This window comes from Kitasatospora sp. NPDC098663 (genome assembly GCF_044760075.1).
Classification (GTDB): Bacteria; Actinomycetota; Actinomycetes; order Streptomycetales; family Streptomycetaceae; genus Kitasatospora.
In genome coordinates, this window is the sequence record NZ_JBIWAP010000025.1 from 19038 (window position 1) to 34805 (window position 15768).

General features: G+C 73.7%; 13 protein-coding genes. 9 read left to right on the forward strand and 4 right to left on the reverse strand.

The features are described from left to right. Positions 1 to 230 precede the first annotated feature (230 nt). The 7 genes from ACIQVZ_RS25615 to ACIQVZ_RS25645 are packed head-to-tail and all read left to right on the forward strand — an operon-like array spanning position 231 to position 8613. On the forward strand, positions 231 to 1163 hold the full coding sequence (locus ACIQVZ_RS25615; RefSeq protein WP_402453090.1) for an alpha/beta fold hydrolase: 933 nt from the start codon (positions 231 to 233) through the stop codon (positions 1161 to 1163). A gap of 23 nt (positions 1164 to 1186) precedes the next feature. Further along, positions 1187 to 2182, forward strand: coding sequence for a 3-oxoacyl-[acyl-carrier-protein] synthase III C-terminal domain-containing protein (locus ACIQVZ_RS25620; protein WP_350876135.1), 996 nt, complete (start codon positions 1187 to 1189; stop codon positions 2180 to 2182). Next, a complete protein-coding gene (locus ACIQVZ_RS25625; RefSeq protein ID WP_402453092.1) occupies positions 2179 to 3870 on the forward strand; it encodes an AMP-binding protein in 1692 nt (563 codons plus the stop codon). The genes ACIQVZ_RS25620 and ACIQVZ_RS25625 overlap by 4 nt, the downstream gene beginning before the upstream one ends. After that, on the forward strand, positions 3867 to 4862 hold the full coding sequence (locus ACIQVZ_RS25630; protein ID WP_402453093.1) for an NAD-dependent epimerase/dehydratase family protein: 996 nt from the start codon (positions 3867 to 3869) through the stop codon (positions 4860 to 4862). The genes ACIQVZ_RS25625 and ACIQVZ_RS25630 overlap by 4 nt, the downstream gene beginning before the upstream one ends. A gap of 34 nt (positions 4863 to 4896) precedes the next feature. Continuing rightward, positions 4897 to 5169: an acyl carrier protein gene (locus tag ACIQVZ_RS25635; RefSeq protein WP_402453094.1), complete on the forward strand. Its 273-nt coding sequence runs from the start codon at positions 4897 to 4899 to the stop codon at positions 5167 to 5169. Further along, positions 5166 to 6389, forward strand: a complete 1224-nt coding sequence (locus tag ACIQVZ_RS25640) for a beta-ketoacyl-[acyl-carrier-protein] synthase family protein (protein ID WP_402453095.1) — start codon at positions 5166 to 5168, stop codon at positions 6387 to 6389. The genes ACIQVZ_RS25635 and ACIQVZ_RS25640 overlap by 4 nt, the downstream gene beginning before the upstream one ends. A 13-nt stretch (positions 6390 to 6402) precedes the next feature. Further along, positions 6403 to 8613 (forward strand): MMPL family transporter, encoded by a 2211-nt coding sequence (locus ACIQVZ_RS25645; RefSeq protein ID WP_402453096.1) that lies wholly within the window; start codon positions 6403 to 6405, stop codon positions 8611 to 8613. 124 nt (positions 8614 to 8737) lie between these two features. Here ACIQVZ_RS25645 and ACIQVZ_RS25650 read toward each other — a convergent pair whose 3' ends face one another. Then, entirely contained in the window at positions 8738 to 9643 is a 906-nt protein-coding gene (locus ACIQVZ_RS25650) for a hypothetical protein (protein ID WP_402453097.1), read from the reverse strand. A 412-nt stretch (positions 9644 to 10055) separates the two neighbouring features. Beyond that, on the reverse strand, positions 10056 to 10616 hold the full coding sequence (locus tag ACIQVZ_RS25655; RefSeq protein ID WP_350876150.1) for a hypothetical protein: 561 nt from the start codon (positions 10614 to 10616) through the stop codon (positions 10056 to 10058). 222 nt (positions 10617 to 10838) lie between these two features. Here ACIQVZ_RS25655 and ACIQVZ_RS25660 point away from each other — a divergent pair, with 222 nt between their 5' ends. After that, complete coding sequence (locus ACIQVZ_RS25660) at positions 10839 to 11750, forward strand: hypothetical protein (protein WP_402453099.1); 912 nt, start codon at positions 10839 to 10841, stop codon at positions 11748 to 11750. Positions 11751 to 11955: 205 nt separating this feature from the next. Here the strand turns inward: ACIQVZ_RS25660 and ACIQVZ_RS25665 are convergent, their stop codons facing one another. Both ACIQVZ_RS25665 and ACIQVZ_RS25670 read right to left on the reverse strand, forming a co-directional pair. Next, a complete protein-coding gene (locus ACIQVZ_RS25665; protein WP_402453101.1) occupies positions 11956 to 12726 on the reverse strand; it encodes a hypothetical protein in 771 nt (256 codons plus the stop codon). A 51-nt stretch (positions 12727 to 12777) separates the two neighbouring features. After that, positions 12778 to 14094 (reverse strand): MFS transporter, encoded by a 1317-nt coding sequence (locus ACIQVZ_RS25670; RefSeq protein WP_402453103.1) that lies wholly within the window; start codon positions 14092 to 14094, stop codon positions 12778 to 12780. A 677-nt stretch (positions 14095 to 14771) separates the two neighbouring features. Here ACIQVZ_RS25670 and ACIQVZ_RS25675 point away from each other — a divergent pair. Further along, complete coding sequence (locus ACIQVZ_RS25675) at positions 14772 to 15764, forward strand: hypothetical protein (protein WP_402453104.1); 993 nt, start codon at positions 14772 to 14774, stop codon at positions 15762 to 15764. Positions 15765 to 15768: the final 4 nt, after the last annotated feature.

The window sequence follows — 15768 nt, forward strand, 5'->3', positions numbered from 1 at the left end:
GTCGGATTCGCCTTTACGGTGCGATATTGATCCGACTGTCGCAGTGCACCCTCAGGCTCCTGCGGCGTTGACTTTTTGCTACTGAAGATCGTGAACGACCTTTACTGTCGGGCAGTCGAGGGATAGCAGCGTGTACTTGCCGGGTCTTCCGCCGGCGCCGGGTTACGTTCTGCGGCAGACCTTTTCAGTGCCTGCCCGCCGGGCCGCCCTGCGGACCAGAGGAGACCCCGATGCCGCCCAGTCCGCCTCTTCCGATTCGCCGCTCCCGCACCCCGGCCGCAGATCGGCTGCCCGGTTTTCCGGGTGCGGAGCACTGGCGGCGCGAGGAGAGATCCGGACTGCACTACGTCGACCACGGATCCGGCGACGTCGTGCTCATGCTGCACGGAAACCCGACGTGGGGATATCTGTGGCGGCGTCTGATCGCCGCATTGGCCGGGGATTTCCGCTGCATCGTGCCGGACCAGCTGGGCATGGGGCTCTCCCAGCGCAGGGCCGGTGCCGGTCCGATTCCACTCGCGCAACGGCTGGAGCACCTCGACGCGCTGGCGGCCCACCTGATCGAGCAGCGCCGGGCACCGTCGGCGGGCTGGACCCTGGCGGTGCACGACTGGGGAGGGCCGATCGGTCTGGCCTGGGCGCGGCGGCACCCCGGGCTGGTCGCGAAGCTGGTCGTGCTGAACAGCGTGGGTTTCCGGTGGCCCGAGGGCTACCGGCTGCCGCGCTCGCTGGCCCTGCTGCGCGACGTCCGGCCGCTCGGTGCGGCGGCGCACCTGCTGAACGTCTTCCCCCGGGCGGCGCTGCGGGCCGGGGTGGTCCGGCCGCTGCCCGCCGAGGTCCGCTCCGCCTATCTGCGGCCGTACCGCAGCGCGTGGCAGCGCCGCGCGGTGCGGGACTTCCTTCGGCAGATCCCGCGCAGCGGCGCGGACCCCGCCTGGTCCCTGGTCGATCCCGGCGGCGACAGCGCCGAGCTCGCCGGGCTGCCGGTGTTCATCGGCTGGGGCCTGCGCGACCCGGTGTTCACACCGCTCGTCCTGCGGGAGTGGCGGCGCAGACTCCCGCACGCCGAGGTGCACGCCTTCGCCGACGCGGGCCACTTCGTCCTGGAGGACGCCGGCGAGTCCCTGACCGGGCCGCTTCGGCGCTTCCTGTCCACGCGATGACGAACCATCACGGAAAGGTGCCCATGCCCTCGCCCCACAGCAGGATCAGTCACGTGCGGGTCCACGTCCCCGAGGCCCGCCAGAGTTCCCGCGAGATCGAGGAGGAGCTGCGCCGCCAGAGCCCCGGGGCCGCGCTGCCGGCGGGACTGCTGGAGCACATGTTCGGGCTGCGCGAGCGGTGCGTGGCGGCGCCGGAGGAAATGCCCTCGGACCTGGCGGCCCGGGCGGGTGCCGCCGTCCTGCGCGACGCCGGCCTCCCGCCCGAGGCCATCGATCTGCTCGTCTACACCGGGATCAACAAAGACCTCGACGAGCCGGCGACCGCGAACGTGGTGGCCGCCGAACTCGGCGTCACGGCACCGGTCTTCGATCTGATGAACGCCTGCAACGGCGTGCTCAGCGCCCTGGAGAGCGTGGACGCGCTGATCAGGCTCGGTTCCTACCGGCGGGTGCTGGTGGTCACCGGGGAGACACCCAGCCGGATCACCCGCTGGCGCGTTCCGGACCGCGGTCGGCTCGCATCGGCGCTGGCCAGTCTCACGCTGGGCGACATGGGGGCGGCCGTGCTGGTGGAGGCGAGCGAACGCCCCGGCATCCTCGGCAGCCGCTTCTTCGCCAACCCCGCCGCCTGGCCGAGCGCGGTGCTGCGCAGCCCGTACACCACCGGCCGGATGCATGAGTTGGAGGTCGACGACGCCGCGTTGACGGCCTCCTTCGCCGAGCTGCGGGAACAGGCCTTCAAGGCTGCGGGCGAACTGGTCGGCTCCGTGGCCGACTGTGCGCTGTTCTGCGTCCACCAGCCCTCGGCGGCCATGACCCGCGACCTCTGCTCCAGCGCCGGCATCCCCGTCGAGGCCGTGATCCCCACCTTCCCCCACTACGGCAACGTCGCCACCGCCACCATCCCGCTGCAACTGGCGCTCGCGCAGGAGCAGGGCCGGCTGCACGAGGGCGATCTGGTGGGGATCCTCGGCCTGGCCAGCGGCACCAGCCTCGGCGTCATGGCCCTGCGGTGGTGAGCGCGGCCCCCGGGGCGACCGAGGCGCGGGACGCCTGGCCGGAGACGCTCGCCGCCCACCTGGCCGGCTGGGCCGGCCTGCAACCGGACCGCGCCGCGCTCGTCTGGCCCGCCCCGCGCGGCCGTTGGCACACCGTCGACTTCGCGACGCTGGAGGCCGCCTGCCGGGCGCGCATCCGCGAACTGCGCGAGGCGGGCGCCGGCGCCGGGCAGAAGGCCGTGGTGATGGCCCGCGACCCGTACGACCTGGTGACCACCGTGTACGGGCTGCTCGCCCTCGGTGCGGTGCCGGTGCTGATCGACCCGGCGCTGCCCCGTCCGGCGCTGCGGGCCTGTCTGGACGAGACGCGGCCCGAGGTGTTCATCGGCGACCCGCTCGCCCAGCTGGCCCGGCTGCTGCTCGGCTGGGCCCGCCCGCACGTCACCGTCTCGCTGCTCACGGGCCGCGCGTGGCGCGCGCGCCGACCGGAGCCGGGGTCGGAGTCGGAGCTGGAGCGGTCGGAGCCGCCGTGGCCGAGTCCGCCGCCCGCCGCCTCGCTCGCGCTGATCGCCTTCACCTCCGGCTCCACCGGAGTGCCCAAGGGCGTGGAGTACGAGCACCGGCAGCTGGCCGCCCAGGTCCGCTCGATCGCCGGGCTGCTGGGGCTGGGCCCCGGTGAGGTGCTGCTCGCCGGGTTCCTGCCCTTCGCCCTGTTCGGGCCCGCCACCGGCGCCACCACCGTCGTCCCGGCCATCGACCACCTCAGACCGGCCCGCACCCGGGGCGCCGACCTGGCGCGCGCCGTCACCGAGCACTTCACCTCGGTGGTGTGCGCCTCCCCGGCGGTGCTGCGGGCCCTGGCCGGGGAGTGCGAGCAGGGCCGTCTGTCGCTCGCCCCGGTGCGGCTGGCCTGTTCCTTCGGTGCCCCGCCGTCCGAACGGCTGGTGCGTGCGCTGCGCCGGGCGCTGCCGGAGGAGGCGACGCTGCTCAGCGCGTACGGCGCCACCGAATGCCTGCCGGTCAGTGTGATCGACAGCGCCGAACTGGCCGCCGCGCACGCGGAACCGCTGCACGCCCACCGCGGGGTCTGCCTGGGCCGCCCGGTGCCCGGCATCGAGGCCCACGTCCTGGTGCCGGCCGGCCCCGTGTCGTACAACCGGCCGATGCCACAGGGGAGTTACGGAGAGATCACGGTCGGCGGCCCGCAGGTCAGCCGGGCCTACCACGCCCGCCCGGGAGCGAACGCGGCCGCCAAGGTCGGCGCCGGCGAGGACGTGCTGCACCGCACCGGCGATCTCGGCTGGCTCGACGAGAGCGGTCGGCTGTGGTTCCTCGGGCGCTCAGCACACCGGGTGCACGGAGCCGGGTTCGCGCTCGACACCGCCGTGGTCGAGCGGATCGCCGACGCGGTGCCCGGCATCGGCCGCACCGCACTGATCGGCCTCGGGCCCGCAGGCCGTCAACGGCCGGTGCTGTGCGTGGAGTTGGCGCCATCGTCGGCCAACTCGGCGACGGCCGTCGTCCAGGGGCTTCGGCACGCCCTGTCGGCGGTGCCGGGCGGCCACCGGATCGCCACCGTGCTGGTCCACCGCCGGCTGCCCACCGACCCGAGGCACAACTCGCGCGTCGACCGCGACCGCCTCGCCCGCTGGGCCCGCCGACAGCTGCGCCGACGAGGCCCGGGCGCCGTGCCGGAAGGCGGGCGATGAGGGTCCTGGTCACCGGGGGCAGCGGCTTCCTCGGTCTGGAGCTGTGCCGTCGCCTCACCGGGCGCGGCGACGCGGCGGTCTCGCTGAACCGCCGCTGGAGTCCGGAGCTGGAGCGGCTCGGGGTCCGTCAGCACCTGGGCGACATCGCCGACCCGGATACGGTCCGGCGAGCCCTCGCCGGGTGCGAGGCGGTGATCCACAACGCGGCCCTGGCCGGGGTCCGGGGGCCCGAGCAGCCGTACCGCGCGGTCAACGTCGACGGCACCCGGCACGTCCTGACCGCCTGCCGCGCCCTCGGTATCGGCCAGCTGGTCTATACCTCCACTGCCAGCGTGGCCTTCACCCCCGAAGGCGTCATGGGAGGGGACGAGTCCCTGCCCGGGCCCCGGAGCCACTCGGCCGCCTACCCCCGCACCAAGGCCGAGGCCGAGGCGGCCGTCCTCGCCGCCAACGGCCCGGACCTGGCGACCACGGTGCTGCGCCCCCACCTGATCTGGGGGCCCGGCGACCCGCACTTCCTGCCCGCCCTGCTGCGGGCGACCGAAGCCGGGCGACTGCTGATGCCGGGCCGCGGCACCAACCTCGTCGACACCTGCCACCTCGCCACCGCGGCCCACGCCCACCTGCTCGCGCTGGACCGGCTGCGACCGGGCCACCCGGCGGCCGGGCGGGCCTACTTCGTCGCCCAGGGCGAACCGCGGCCCCTGCGCGAGGTGGTGACCAGGCTCCTCGCCGCAGCCGGACGCCGCGCGAGCTGGCGCCCGGTGCCCTACCCCGTCGCGCTGGCCGCCGCCGTCCTGGCCGACGCCACCACGACGGTGCTCCGCCGTCACACCGACCACGGCCTCAGCCGATTCCTGCTCCACCAGCTCACCCGGCCGCACTGGTTCGACCTCACGGCGGCCCGGCGCGACCTCGGCTTCGAGCCACCCACCACGTTCGACCAGGCCATGGCCGAGCTGACCCGTCACCACCGCACCACCGGCGGCTGAGCCCGCCCCCCTCACACTCCGGAAAGGAACCACCATGGACACGACGCTCTCCGTGGACGACGTCTGCGACACCGCCCAGACCCTGCTCGTCGAGCGGTTCGGCGTATCCGCCGACGTCATCGGCCCCGACGCCACCTTCGAGGAGATGGACGTCGACTCGCTCGCGCTGGCCGAATTCGCCTTCGTGCTCCAGGACGAGTTCGGCATCCTGATCAGCCAGGAGGACGCCGACCGGCAGAGTACGCTCATCGACGTCGCCCGGATCGTCCAGGCCCGACTCGGCGACGCGACCGAACCCGTCGCGTGAACCGCCCCGAGATCGCCGTCACCGGCCTGGGGCTCGTCACCCCGGCCGGGATCGGCGCCGAGGACACCTGGCAGCGGGTCTGCGCCGGCGCACCCACCGCGTCACCGGACCCGGACCTCGACGCCGCCCCGGTGACGTTCTCCTGCCGCATCCCCACCATGGACCTGGACACGGCGGTCGGGCGCAAGAAGGCCTGGCGGATCGGGCGGTTCAGCAAGCTCGCGCTGCTCGCGGCCCGGGAGGCCGTCCAGAACGCGGGACTGGACACCGGCGGGTGGGACGGCGCCCGGGTCGCCGTCGTGCTCGGGGTGGGCTTCGGCGGCGCGCCGCACTGGGAGGACCAGCTGCGCCGACTCCATCAGCGCGGGCCGGCCCACGTCTCGCCGACGCTGATCCCGATGGTCATCGGCAACATGGCCGTCGGCGAGGTGGCCCAGGAGTTCGGCGCGCGCGGCCCCACGCTCGCCTGCGCCACCGCCTGCGCCTCCGGTGCCACGGCCCTGTCCATCGCCCACGACCTGCTGGTCGCCGGGTCCTGCGACCTCGTCCTGGCCGGTGGCGCCGAAGCCGCCCTCAGCCCGCTGGTGGCGACCGGGTTCCACCGGATGGGCACCCTGTCGGCGCGCGGGCACGACGTACCGGGCGCCTCCCGGCCGTTCGCCGCCGACCGGGACGGCTTCGTCCTGGCCGAGGGCGCCGCCGTGCTCGTCCTGGAGCGCGCCGCGGACGCGAAGGCGCGCGGTGCCCCGGCGCGCGCCGTGCTCGCCGGACACGGCGCCAGCAACGACGCCTACCACCCGACCGCGCCGCCCCAGGGCGCCGCCGGTGCCGAGCAGGCGCTGCGTACGGCGCTGCGCAGTGCGGGCCTGGGCGCCGGCGACATCGGCCACGTCAACGCCCACGGCACCTCCACCCCGCTCAACGACGCCGCCGAAGCCGGCCTGATCGCCCGCGTCCTGCCGCACCGGCCCAGCGTCACCGCCCCCAAGGGCGTGCTCGGCCACAGCCTCGGCGCGGCCGGCGCGATCGAGGCGGCGCTCACCGTGCTGACCGTCGAACGCGGGCTGGTACCGCCGATCGCCAACCTCACCCCCGACATCGCCGAGTTCGACATCGACTGCGTCACCGGGACGGCGCGCCGGCAGCGCATCGACGCGGCGGTCAGCCACTCCTTCGGCTTTGGAGGCCACAATGTCGTCCTCGCCCTGCGCCGGGACTGACCCCAGGGCAGGCATGGTCCGAACCACCCCGGCGCCGCCCGGCGCCACCGGGGCCCGCCTCGGCGCACTCGTCGCCCGCCACCGCTGGGCGGTGCTGTGGACCACCGCCCTGCTGCTGGCCGTCGCCGCGGTCGCCGGGGCCGGGCTGCCCGCACGGCTGTCCCACGGCGGCTTCACCAACCCCGGGGCCGAGTCCGGCCGGGCGCTCGAAGCCATCGAACACCACTACAACGCGGGCGGCACCAGCACGATCGTGGTCTTCCGCAGCGAGACCCTCACCGTGGACGACCTGGAGTTCGGCGAAGCCGTGCGGTCCGCGCTCGCCGCGGTGCCCAGGACCGTGCTGACGGGTGCCCAGCACTACTGGAACACCGGCACGCGGGATCTCGTCTCCGCCGACGGGCACGAGGCCTGCGTGGTCGTCGGACTGGCCGGCACCGGCGACCAGGCCAGGACCGCCTCCTACGATCGGCTGCGCCGGCTGCTGCACCCCGACGGGCTCGCCGTCTCCTACACCGGGCAGGTACCGCTCCAGGCAGACCTGGACCGCACCGTCGACGAGGACCTCACCCACGCCGAGCTCTACGTCTTCCCCCTGCTGTTCCTGCTGCTGCTGCTCTTCTTCGGCAGCCTCGCCGCGGCCCTGCTGCCGCTGGCCGTGGCCGGCGCGAGCCTCGCGATGTCCTTCGCGGTGCTGCGCGTGCTCGCCCCCCTGGTGCCGGTCAGCTACATCACCCGCAACGTCGTCGTCATGATCGCTCTCGGGCTGTCCGTCGACTACGCCCTGTTCGTCGTCGTCCGCTTCCGGCGCGAGCTGCGCCACCGGGGCGACCCGCACCGGGCCGTCGCCGCCACCATGGCCTCCGCCGGGCACACCGTGCTGTACTCCGCGACGGCCATCTCGCTCGCCGTCCTGGGCCTGACCCTGCTTCCGTTCCCCATCACCCGCTCCCTCGGCATCGGCGCCGCCGTCACCGTCGCGCTGGCCGGCGCCGCCAGCCTCACCATGCTGCCCGCCGTGCTGGCCGTGCTCGGCCCGCGTGTCGAGGCCGGGTGCGTGCGGTTGCCCGGCTTCGGGCGGGCCGGTCTCGGACGTGCCTGGGCGGAGGGCGAGGAGGCGGGATTCTGGTACCGGCTCGGCCGGAGCGCCGTCACGCACCCGTGGGCCTGGCTCACCGCCGCCGTCGCGGTGATCGCCGTGCTGAGCCTCCCGGTCGTCAGTCTGCACCTCGCCGCGAGCGATCAGCGGACCCTGCCCGCCGGGGCGGACAGCCGCAGAGCACAGGAGCTGCTGCACGCGGACTTCCCGGCGGCCGGGCTCGACCAACTCCAGGTCGTCGCCCACCTGCGGGACGACATCAGCGGCGAGCCGGGCAAGGCCGCGCTGGCCCGCTGGCAGCAGCGGCTCGCCGGACTGCCGGGCGCCCAGGACGTCCGGCTGCGCGTCACCACCGCGCACAGCGCGCTGCTGACCGTCGCCACCGACACGGTTCCGGACGCTCCCGCCGCCGAGCGACTGGTGCGCGCCGTGCGGGCGCTCGACCCGCCCGACGGCGGCCGGGTCCTGGTCGGCGGACCGGCCGCGGCCAACGTCGACGTCCTGGACACGGTGAAGGGCAGGCTCCCGGCGCTGGTCGGGTACCTGCTGGTGGTCACGCTCGGCCTGCTCTTCCTGGCCTTCCGGTCGCTGCTGGTCCCGCTCAAGGCGGTCATCACCACGACGATGTCCCTCGGCATCGCCTTCGCGGCCGTCACCTGGACCGTTCAGGACGGCCACGGCGCCCGGCTGCTGGGTCTTCAACCCACCGGGTACGTCGGCGTGTTGGAGGCCGCCATCATGCTGATGTTCGTCTTCTCGCTCTCCGTCGACTACGAGCTCTTCCTGATCGCGCAGATCCGCGAGCTCCACCGCGGCGGGATGGACAACGCGAGCGCCGTGGTGACCGGCCTCGGGCGCACCGGCGGGCTGATCTCGGCCGCGGCGGCCCTGATCGTGCTGGTCGCCGGGGCCTTCGCGACCAGCCCCGTCGCCACCGTGAAGGAGATCGCCCTCGGTGTCCTGGTGGCCGTGGCCGTCGACGCCACCGTGGTGCGCATGCTGCTGGTCCCCGCCACCATGCGCCTGCTCGGCGAACTCAACTGGTGGGCACCGCGCTTGCGGCGGCCGGCGGCGCCGAGCGGGCCCCGGCCGGGGCCGTTGGCGGGCCTGGAAGCGGTGGAGTGAGCGTACGAGTGGGTTCCGGGTGGGCCGGGCGCCCGGCGGTGTGCGGAGCGGCCCCGGCGCACCGGTGTCCCGCGCCGGGGATCCGGCGCGGGACACCAGGAGCAGTACCGGTGCTCCGACCGGGCTACACGGCGGTGTCGACGACGGAGACCATGCCGAAGTGGTGGTGGGCGATGGAGAGGTCGCCCTGGGTGTCGCCGCCGGTGGGGGTGATCATGGCGGAGGAGACGGTGTACTCCCGCGGGCCGCCGCTCTGCATCAGGTAGGGGATGCCGATGGTGGCGGGGGTCTGCGGCCCGAGGGCGCCGAGCCCCGGGGGGACGGAGAGCTGGTAGACGGAGGGGATGGCGGGGTCGTTGTTCTGGTAGAGCGTGGTGAGGCCGGGCGGGCGGCCGTCGGTGGGGATCTGGGTGTAGAAGGGGGTGGAGAAGGTGAAGTCCGCGGGGTTCTGGGTGCCGTCGAACAGGGTGCCGGCGCCGTTGAAGAAATGGAACGGGATCTCGGCCGACGCCCCTCCGGCGATCAGGGGGAGCTGCGGGGAGGTGAAGTAGAGGTTGGCGTTGCCGGGGGGCGGGGCGGCCAGGCTGGAGCGGACGAAGCCGAACTCCCACACGTTGCGGGTCAGATCGCTGTCCATGTCGGTGGTGTTGTTCGCGTCGGTGGTGAAGATGGCCCGGCCGATCGGGGGGATGTTGGGGGCGCCGGGCAGCAGGGTGAAGGTGACGGGCACGGTCAGGGCCGTGTTCGCCGGGAAGCCGTTGAACGAGACCTGGATGACGGAGGGCACGTTGGGCGCGCTGTTCTGGTACAGCCAGCGGGAGGTGCCGCCGCTGACGGACGGCAGCGCCGCGACGTTGGCGTAGAACGGGGTGATGACCTTCAATGACACCGGTCCGGTGGCCGCGGTGCCGCTGAAGTTGCCGACCGTGACCTGCACGGTGGCCGTCCCGCCGCCCATGTAGGTGCCCGCGTCCGCCGAGCAGTACAGGTTCACGCTGTTCAGCGCGTCCGGCTGACGAGTGGCACCCACGGGGGCCACGGACCGGTCCTCGGCTGCGGCTGCCGCCGGCACGGCTCCGCCCAGGCCCACCACGGCTGCGCCCAGTCCTGCGGCCCTGAGGAGGCTTCGGCGTGCCACCGGCGTTGCCCCCGGCCTGCCGGACTCGTCCTCTTCGCGGATTCCATCGACCATGTCTGCGCCTCCAACGGCACGTAGCGGTGAGGTGGGCTTCCAGCCCGATGGTTCGTACCCTGACACAGGGTTGTGTCGCGGATCGGTCAACGCGCTTGGCGGGGTGGGAACTTCACGGCGGATTCAGCCTTCGGCCTCATGCGGTGACGGCACCGGCCGGTGGTCGCCGGGGAGGTGCTGACGGCCGGGCGGGCCGGCACCGGGTACCGGACGGTACCCGGTGCCGACGCGAGAGGTCGTGCCGTGCCGCTCAGAGCGAGGCGAGGCTGAAGTCCACCTCGTGGTTCCCGGTCAGGGCCGTCACCCCGGTGTCACAGGAGCCGGTGATGTTGCTGATGTCGAAGCTGCCCTGGTAGCTGTTGAGGGGCAGGAGGGTACTGGTCACGTCCGTGACGCCGGTTTCGTCGTTGGTCGCCTCGCTGCTGCCCGAGTTGCCCTTCTCCCCGCCCTTGAAGGAGACGGTGGTCTGGCCGAGCACCTTGTTGCCGACGTCGTACCAGGTGAAGATCGCCACTCCGGAGAAGGGGTGGTAGCCCTGGCAGGAGAACGTCCCGGTGCCGACCGAGGAGATCGTGCCGTGATCGACGTTCGAGTTGGTCCCGGCGGCGCTGTAACAGTCGTTGAGGCTGCCGCTGACCGTGTACGAGTTCGATACCACCGCGTTGGTCAGCGGGTTCTGGAACGTCAGCGTCACCGGCCCTGTACAGGTCAGGTTGTCCAGGACCTCCGTCGCCTGCGCGGTCCCGGCCACGCCGGGGATCGCCACCGACAGCAACCCGCCCGCGAGGGCCGCCACCATCAAACGTCTCATCAGTCGTCCTTCTCTCTGTCCATCGGCGTCGTGCCTTGCCGCCAAGAATCGTCCGTGTTCGACCAATCGGCATTCGTGCGCTGCCGGCGCACTCCGTGTCTCACCCGGACAGCGGGACGGGCGGCCAGGTGGTTGCCGTCGGCGCCCCGCCGCGGCCGGGCCGGGTCACCCGATCCACTCTCCGGTGTCGCGGGACAACCGCGGCCACAGCACTGTTTGAGCATGAGCTACGACCATGGGGTGGCGGCCGGAGCCCGTGCGAGACCCGCCCGCCCCCGAAGGGTGCGCGCCGCCCTCAGGTCCGGATGCCTTGCGGGGGTGCTGGTCCTGCCCGTCGGCGTGACCGCTCTCGCCCGGGACGCGACCACCCGGACCTTCATCACCGACGCCACGTTCACCGTCCCGGACGGTGTCACCGGCATCACCGTCACCCTCGTCGCAGCGGGGGCCGGTGGAGGCGGCGGGGGCGGAGGAGGCGGCACCGGCCTCTTCAAGAGCGGCGGCGGCGGAGGAGCGGGAGGCGGCGGCGGGGGAGGCGCCCGGGTCACCTGCACCCTGGCCGTCACCCCCGGCGAGGTGCTGACCCTGGCCGTCGGCACCGGCGGAGCCGGTGGAGCGGGAGGTGCCAGCGGTGAGGAGGCCGACCCGGGCGATGGGGGCGGTGACGGGGGCGCCGGCGGCCGGTCCACCCTCACCGGCGGCGGAGTCGTCCTGGCACTCGTGGACGGCGGGTCACGCCCCGGCGGCGGCGGCGCGGGCAGCGTGCTCGGCGGCGCCCGGGGCGAGGGCGGCCACGGCGGAGGGACCGCCTCCGCCTGCGCGGGCGGCCGGCCCAGCGGCGCAGGCGGATCCGACGGTGAGCTCGGAGCCGTCGGGGAGGAAGGCGCTGACGTGACACCGGCCACCGTCGGCGACACCGTCCCCGGCAGCACGGGAGGCGAGGGGGGCGAAGGCGGTGTGGCGGGGGCTCCTGCGTCGGCCGCCTGCCCCGTGGGCACCGGCGACGGAGGGGACGGCGGCGACGGCGGCGACGGCCAGGACTACGTCGGCAACTTCGACAACCCCCAGACCCCCGGCGAGGACGGCACCGAGGGCACCGCGGGCGGCAGCGGCTGCATCACCCTCACCTATTAGGGGGTCTGTCCGGCGGATCGTGCCGGACAGGCCCTGGACCGGCGGGCCGGGCCCCGACGCCGGCTTGGTCGGCGTCGGGGCCCGGCATTGCGTCAGGCCGGGTCCAGGAGGTTCGTGCCGCCCGGCCCGAGCCCGCCGGGCACCGCCCGCTCCGCAGCGAGGGGCGGGGCTTGCGGGAGCGCGGTGGTGGGGCGCTCGTCCGCGATCAGGCGTCCTGTGCGGGGACGAAGGGGACGACGGGCATGGGCCTGGCGGTGGGGGTGGGGGTGGGGGTGACCGTAGGCGTGGCGGTGGACGTGGGGGTGGCGGTGGCGGTCGGGCTGGATGTGGCAGTCGGGCTGGATGTGGCGGTCGGGCTGGATGTGGAGGTCGGTGTCGGCGTGGGGGACTGCGTGCCGGTGGGCAGCGTGATGGTGACCGTCCCGTCCAGCGTCATCGACTTCAGACCGGTCGGGGTGTTACAGGCCGTGAGGTCGATGTTGGACTTGACCGGGTCGAGGACCACCGTCCAGGTGGCGCCCTTGTAGCGGCCCGCGGTGATGCCGCCGCTGAGGGGGTTGCTCGACTTGAGCAGGTCCTGGATCGGCTGCATGTCCCAGGTGAAGTCGGTGGTGCCCGGGTCCTCCGTGGTGGGCTGGCCGTTCGCGGTCTCCCAGGTGACGCGCTGCAGGGTGCCGGGCGCGTTCTGGTAGTCGCCGGCCGCGCAGGTCACGCCGTTGCCGAGGCCGGTCCCCACGTAGTCGGCCTGGGTGATGGGGGCGTCACCGGTGCAGTTGAGCAGTTTGGGGCTGCCGAGGGTGGCCGTGATGTTGTCCTGGGGGACGAGCGTGAGGCCGGAGCTGAAGGTCATCGTGAAGCTGTCCTCGCAGGTGATGACCTGGGGTACTCCGGCGGCGGAGGTGTCGAACACGAGCAGTCCGCCGACCAGGGTGCCGGCCGCGAGGGCGGCGGCCGCGATACCGATGGGGTGTTTCATGGGGTCGTGCCTTTCTTGGGGTGGGGGAACCCGGTGGTGCTGCGGGCCGGCTCACCCGGGGAGTCCGGGGGCCGGTGCTGTGGGACGGCTCGACGGGGTGGGGAACCCGGAGCCCGACGGTGAGGGCCCGGCCGCCGCGGGGGAGCCGTCGTCCTCGCCGTGGCGCGCGAGGGTGAGGAGCGCCGTCCCGCTGACCACCAGGACGGCGAGGACGTAGAGCGGGGTCACGGCCGGGGACTTGAACCAGTCGGTGGCCTCGGCGGTCAGGTAGGTGGCGAGGGTGCCGCCGAGGAGCCCGCCCAACTGGTAGCCGACGGCGGTCCCGCTCAGGCGCACGCGGCTCGGGAAGAGCTCGGAGACCAGGGCCGCCTGGGGGGCGTACATCGCGGCGAAGCCCACCAGCGACAGCAGGTAGGCGAGCACCAGGACCGGGGGAGAGCCGAAGCGCAGCAGGGGCGCGAACGCGGCGGCCCAGAGCGCCATGGTGATGGTCCCAGCCAGGCAGACCCGCCGTCTCCCGTAGCGGTCGGACAGCGCGCCGAAGAACGGGATCAGGGCGATCAGCGCGAGCGGGGCGAGGAGCGAGAGCGCGATCAGAGCGTTGAGCGACAGGCCGGCGACGCGCAGCAGGGTGAGGACGTAGTTGAACGAGAAGCCGAAGAGCACGACGTCGGCTCCGGCGGTGATCGCCGTGGTGACGAGCAACTGCCTGCGGTGCCGGGCGATCAGTTCGACGACCGGCCGCCTGCTGCGGGCGCCGGTGAGGGCGAGCGTTCGGAAGGCGGGGGTCTCCTCGATCCGCGCCCGGGCCCACAGCCCCACCACCACCAGCACGGCGGAGAGCAGGAAGGGCAGTCGCCAGCCCCAGGTCATGAACTGTGCGGGTGTCAGCGCACCGGAGACCGCCGTCATGGCGCCGAACGCCAGCAGGTTGCCCGCCGGCGCGCCGATCTGGGCCCAGCTCGACACCAGCCCCCGGCGACCCGGCTCGGCGCACTCGTGCGCGACGACGGTGGCCGCCCCCCACGCGCCGCCCAGGCCGAGCCCCTGGAGCAGGCGCAGCGTGACCAGCAGGAGCGGGGAGGCGAAGCCGATCTGGCCGTAGCCGGGCAGCAGCCCGACCAGGCCGGTGGAGGCCCCGGTCAGCAACAGCGCGCCGACCAGGGCGGGGCGCCTGCCGTGGCGGTCGCCGAGGTGCCCGAAGAGCGCGCCGCCGACCGGCCGTGCCACCAGCGCGGCCCCGTAGAGGCCGATGCCGGTGAGGGTCGCCGCGAAGGGCGAGAGGTAGGGGAAGAACTGGTGCTTGAAGACCAGCACCGAAGCGTTGACGTAGAGGAAGAAGTCGTACCAGACGAGCGTGGTACCCATGAGGCTGACGATGACCGAGCGGCGGACATCGCGTGTCGCGAAGCGCACATCGAACTCCATTGCGTGTGACTGCCGTCACTTCTAGCAATATTCCAGCGCCGGTGGCATCGCGCCACGCAGGCCGTCGCAGGCTGGACTATTCGCGTGCGCACCGTACCCGTGCCCCGAACTCCGGAGATGCGCCCGGGCGCCCGGCGCGACCGGTCGGATCTTCGTTCAACTCGTCTCCACCGCAAGGGAATTCGCGGCCCACTCGGTCGACTCGGCCGCTTGTCCGAATGCGGCGTTCAGGTTAATGCTGTCGCTGGTGAACCATGGTGGGGTGGAGTGGATTCCGGCCGTCCGGCCGCCAGGACAATGCGACTTCCATTCGTATACGGCGAACCTTCGGTCGGATTCATGGAGAATCCGACTTTCACATCCGGCCCGCCGCCCGCTCCGGCTCCGCCGCCGGCTGCGCCTCCCGGACACCCGCCGGCGACACCGTTGTCCACGGCGCTGTCCCCCTCGCCGACGCGGCTTCACCGGGCACACTCGGAAGATCACCAACGGCATCCGGGATCTTCGCCGGAGCCGAACGACGTGGCCATCCACCCTGGGGAGGAGCCGGCATGAACCGGTCCCGGTTGACGGAGCAGTCCGACGTGGCATCGGGCCCTGACGGTCCGATCACCGTCTTGTCCGGCTACGTCCATCCGACGCGCGGACCGGTGACCTGCCCGGCGGCTCCGCTCGTGGCCGGGTGGCTCCACGAGCGCGGTTTCGCCTCCCGGATCGATGCCGGCGGGATCCTGCCGACGGGCCGGGGCGGGCGGCTGTTCGCCACGACCTACATCGACCTGGACGGGGCCGTGGTGGGGATCGCCGTGATCGCTCCGGCCCGCCAGGAGGCGGTGGCGGCGGAGGCCGTCCGCGTCTGGTCGGCCACGGTGCGGACCAGGCGGCTGATCGTCTGCGCGTCGGCGCCCGCGTGCGGGCCGACCCCGGTCGTCCCGCCCCAGCCCCTGAACCGGCGTGCCCCGTCCGCAGACGCTGCGGGGCAGGCCGAGTGCCCGCGGGCGGCCGCGACGTGGGCCGCCGTCCGGCAGTACGAGGCTCGCGGGGACACGGTCCTCGTGCTCGGCGGCGGCGGTCTCGCCCCGGCCGGCCCGGCCGCGCAGCAGGCGGGGCGGATCCGGGTGCCCGACGCGGCCGGGGCGCAGGCCCTGCGGTCCGTCGATCCCGAGCGGCTGTCCTTCGTCCAGCACCCGTGCTCACCGGTCGAGGAGGTTGCGGAGATCCTCGGGGTGCTGCGCGCGCGGTTCCCGCTCCTTCGAGGCCAGCACCCCGATCAGTGGTGCTACCGCTCCTCCGACCGGCGGCGCGCCGTCCGTGCGGTGGCGGAGTCCAGCGACCTGGTGCTGGTCTCCGCCGGCAGCACCCTGGCGGCGCCGATCCGCTCCGGCGCGTTCGTGGCGTTCAACGGTCTGAACGCCCTGCGGCCGGAGGAGATCGCGGCGGCGGCGACCGTCGGTGTGATCACCCCGCTGCGGGCTGCCGAGGGCGCTGTGGACGCGACGGACGCCGTGGTCGGGGCGATCGGCGGCCTGGGGCCGGTGAGTGTGGCCTACCACCGTACGGTCACGGAGGTCGCGACCGACGTCCTCGCGCGGACTCCGCGCCGGTCCTGACGGG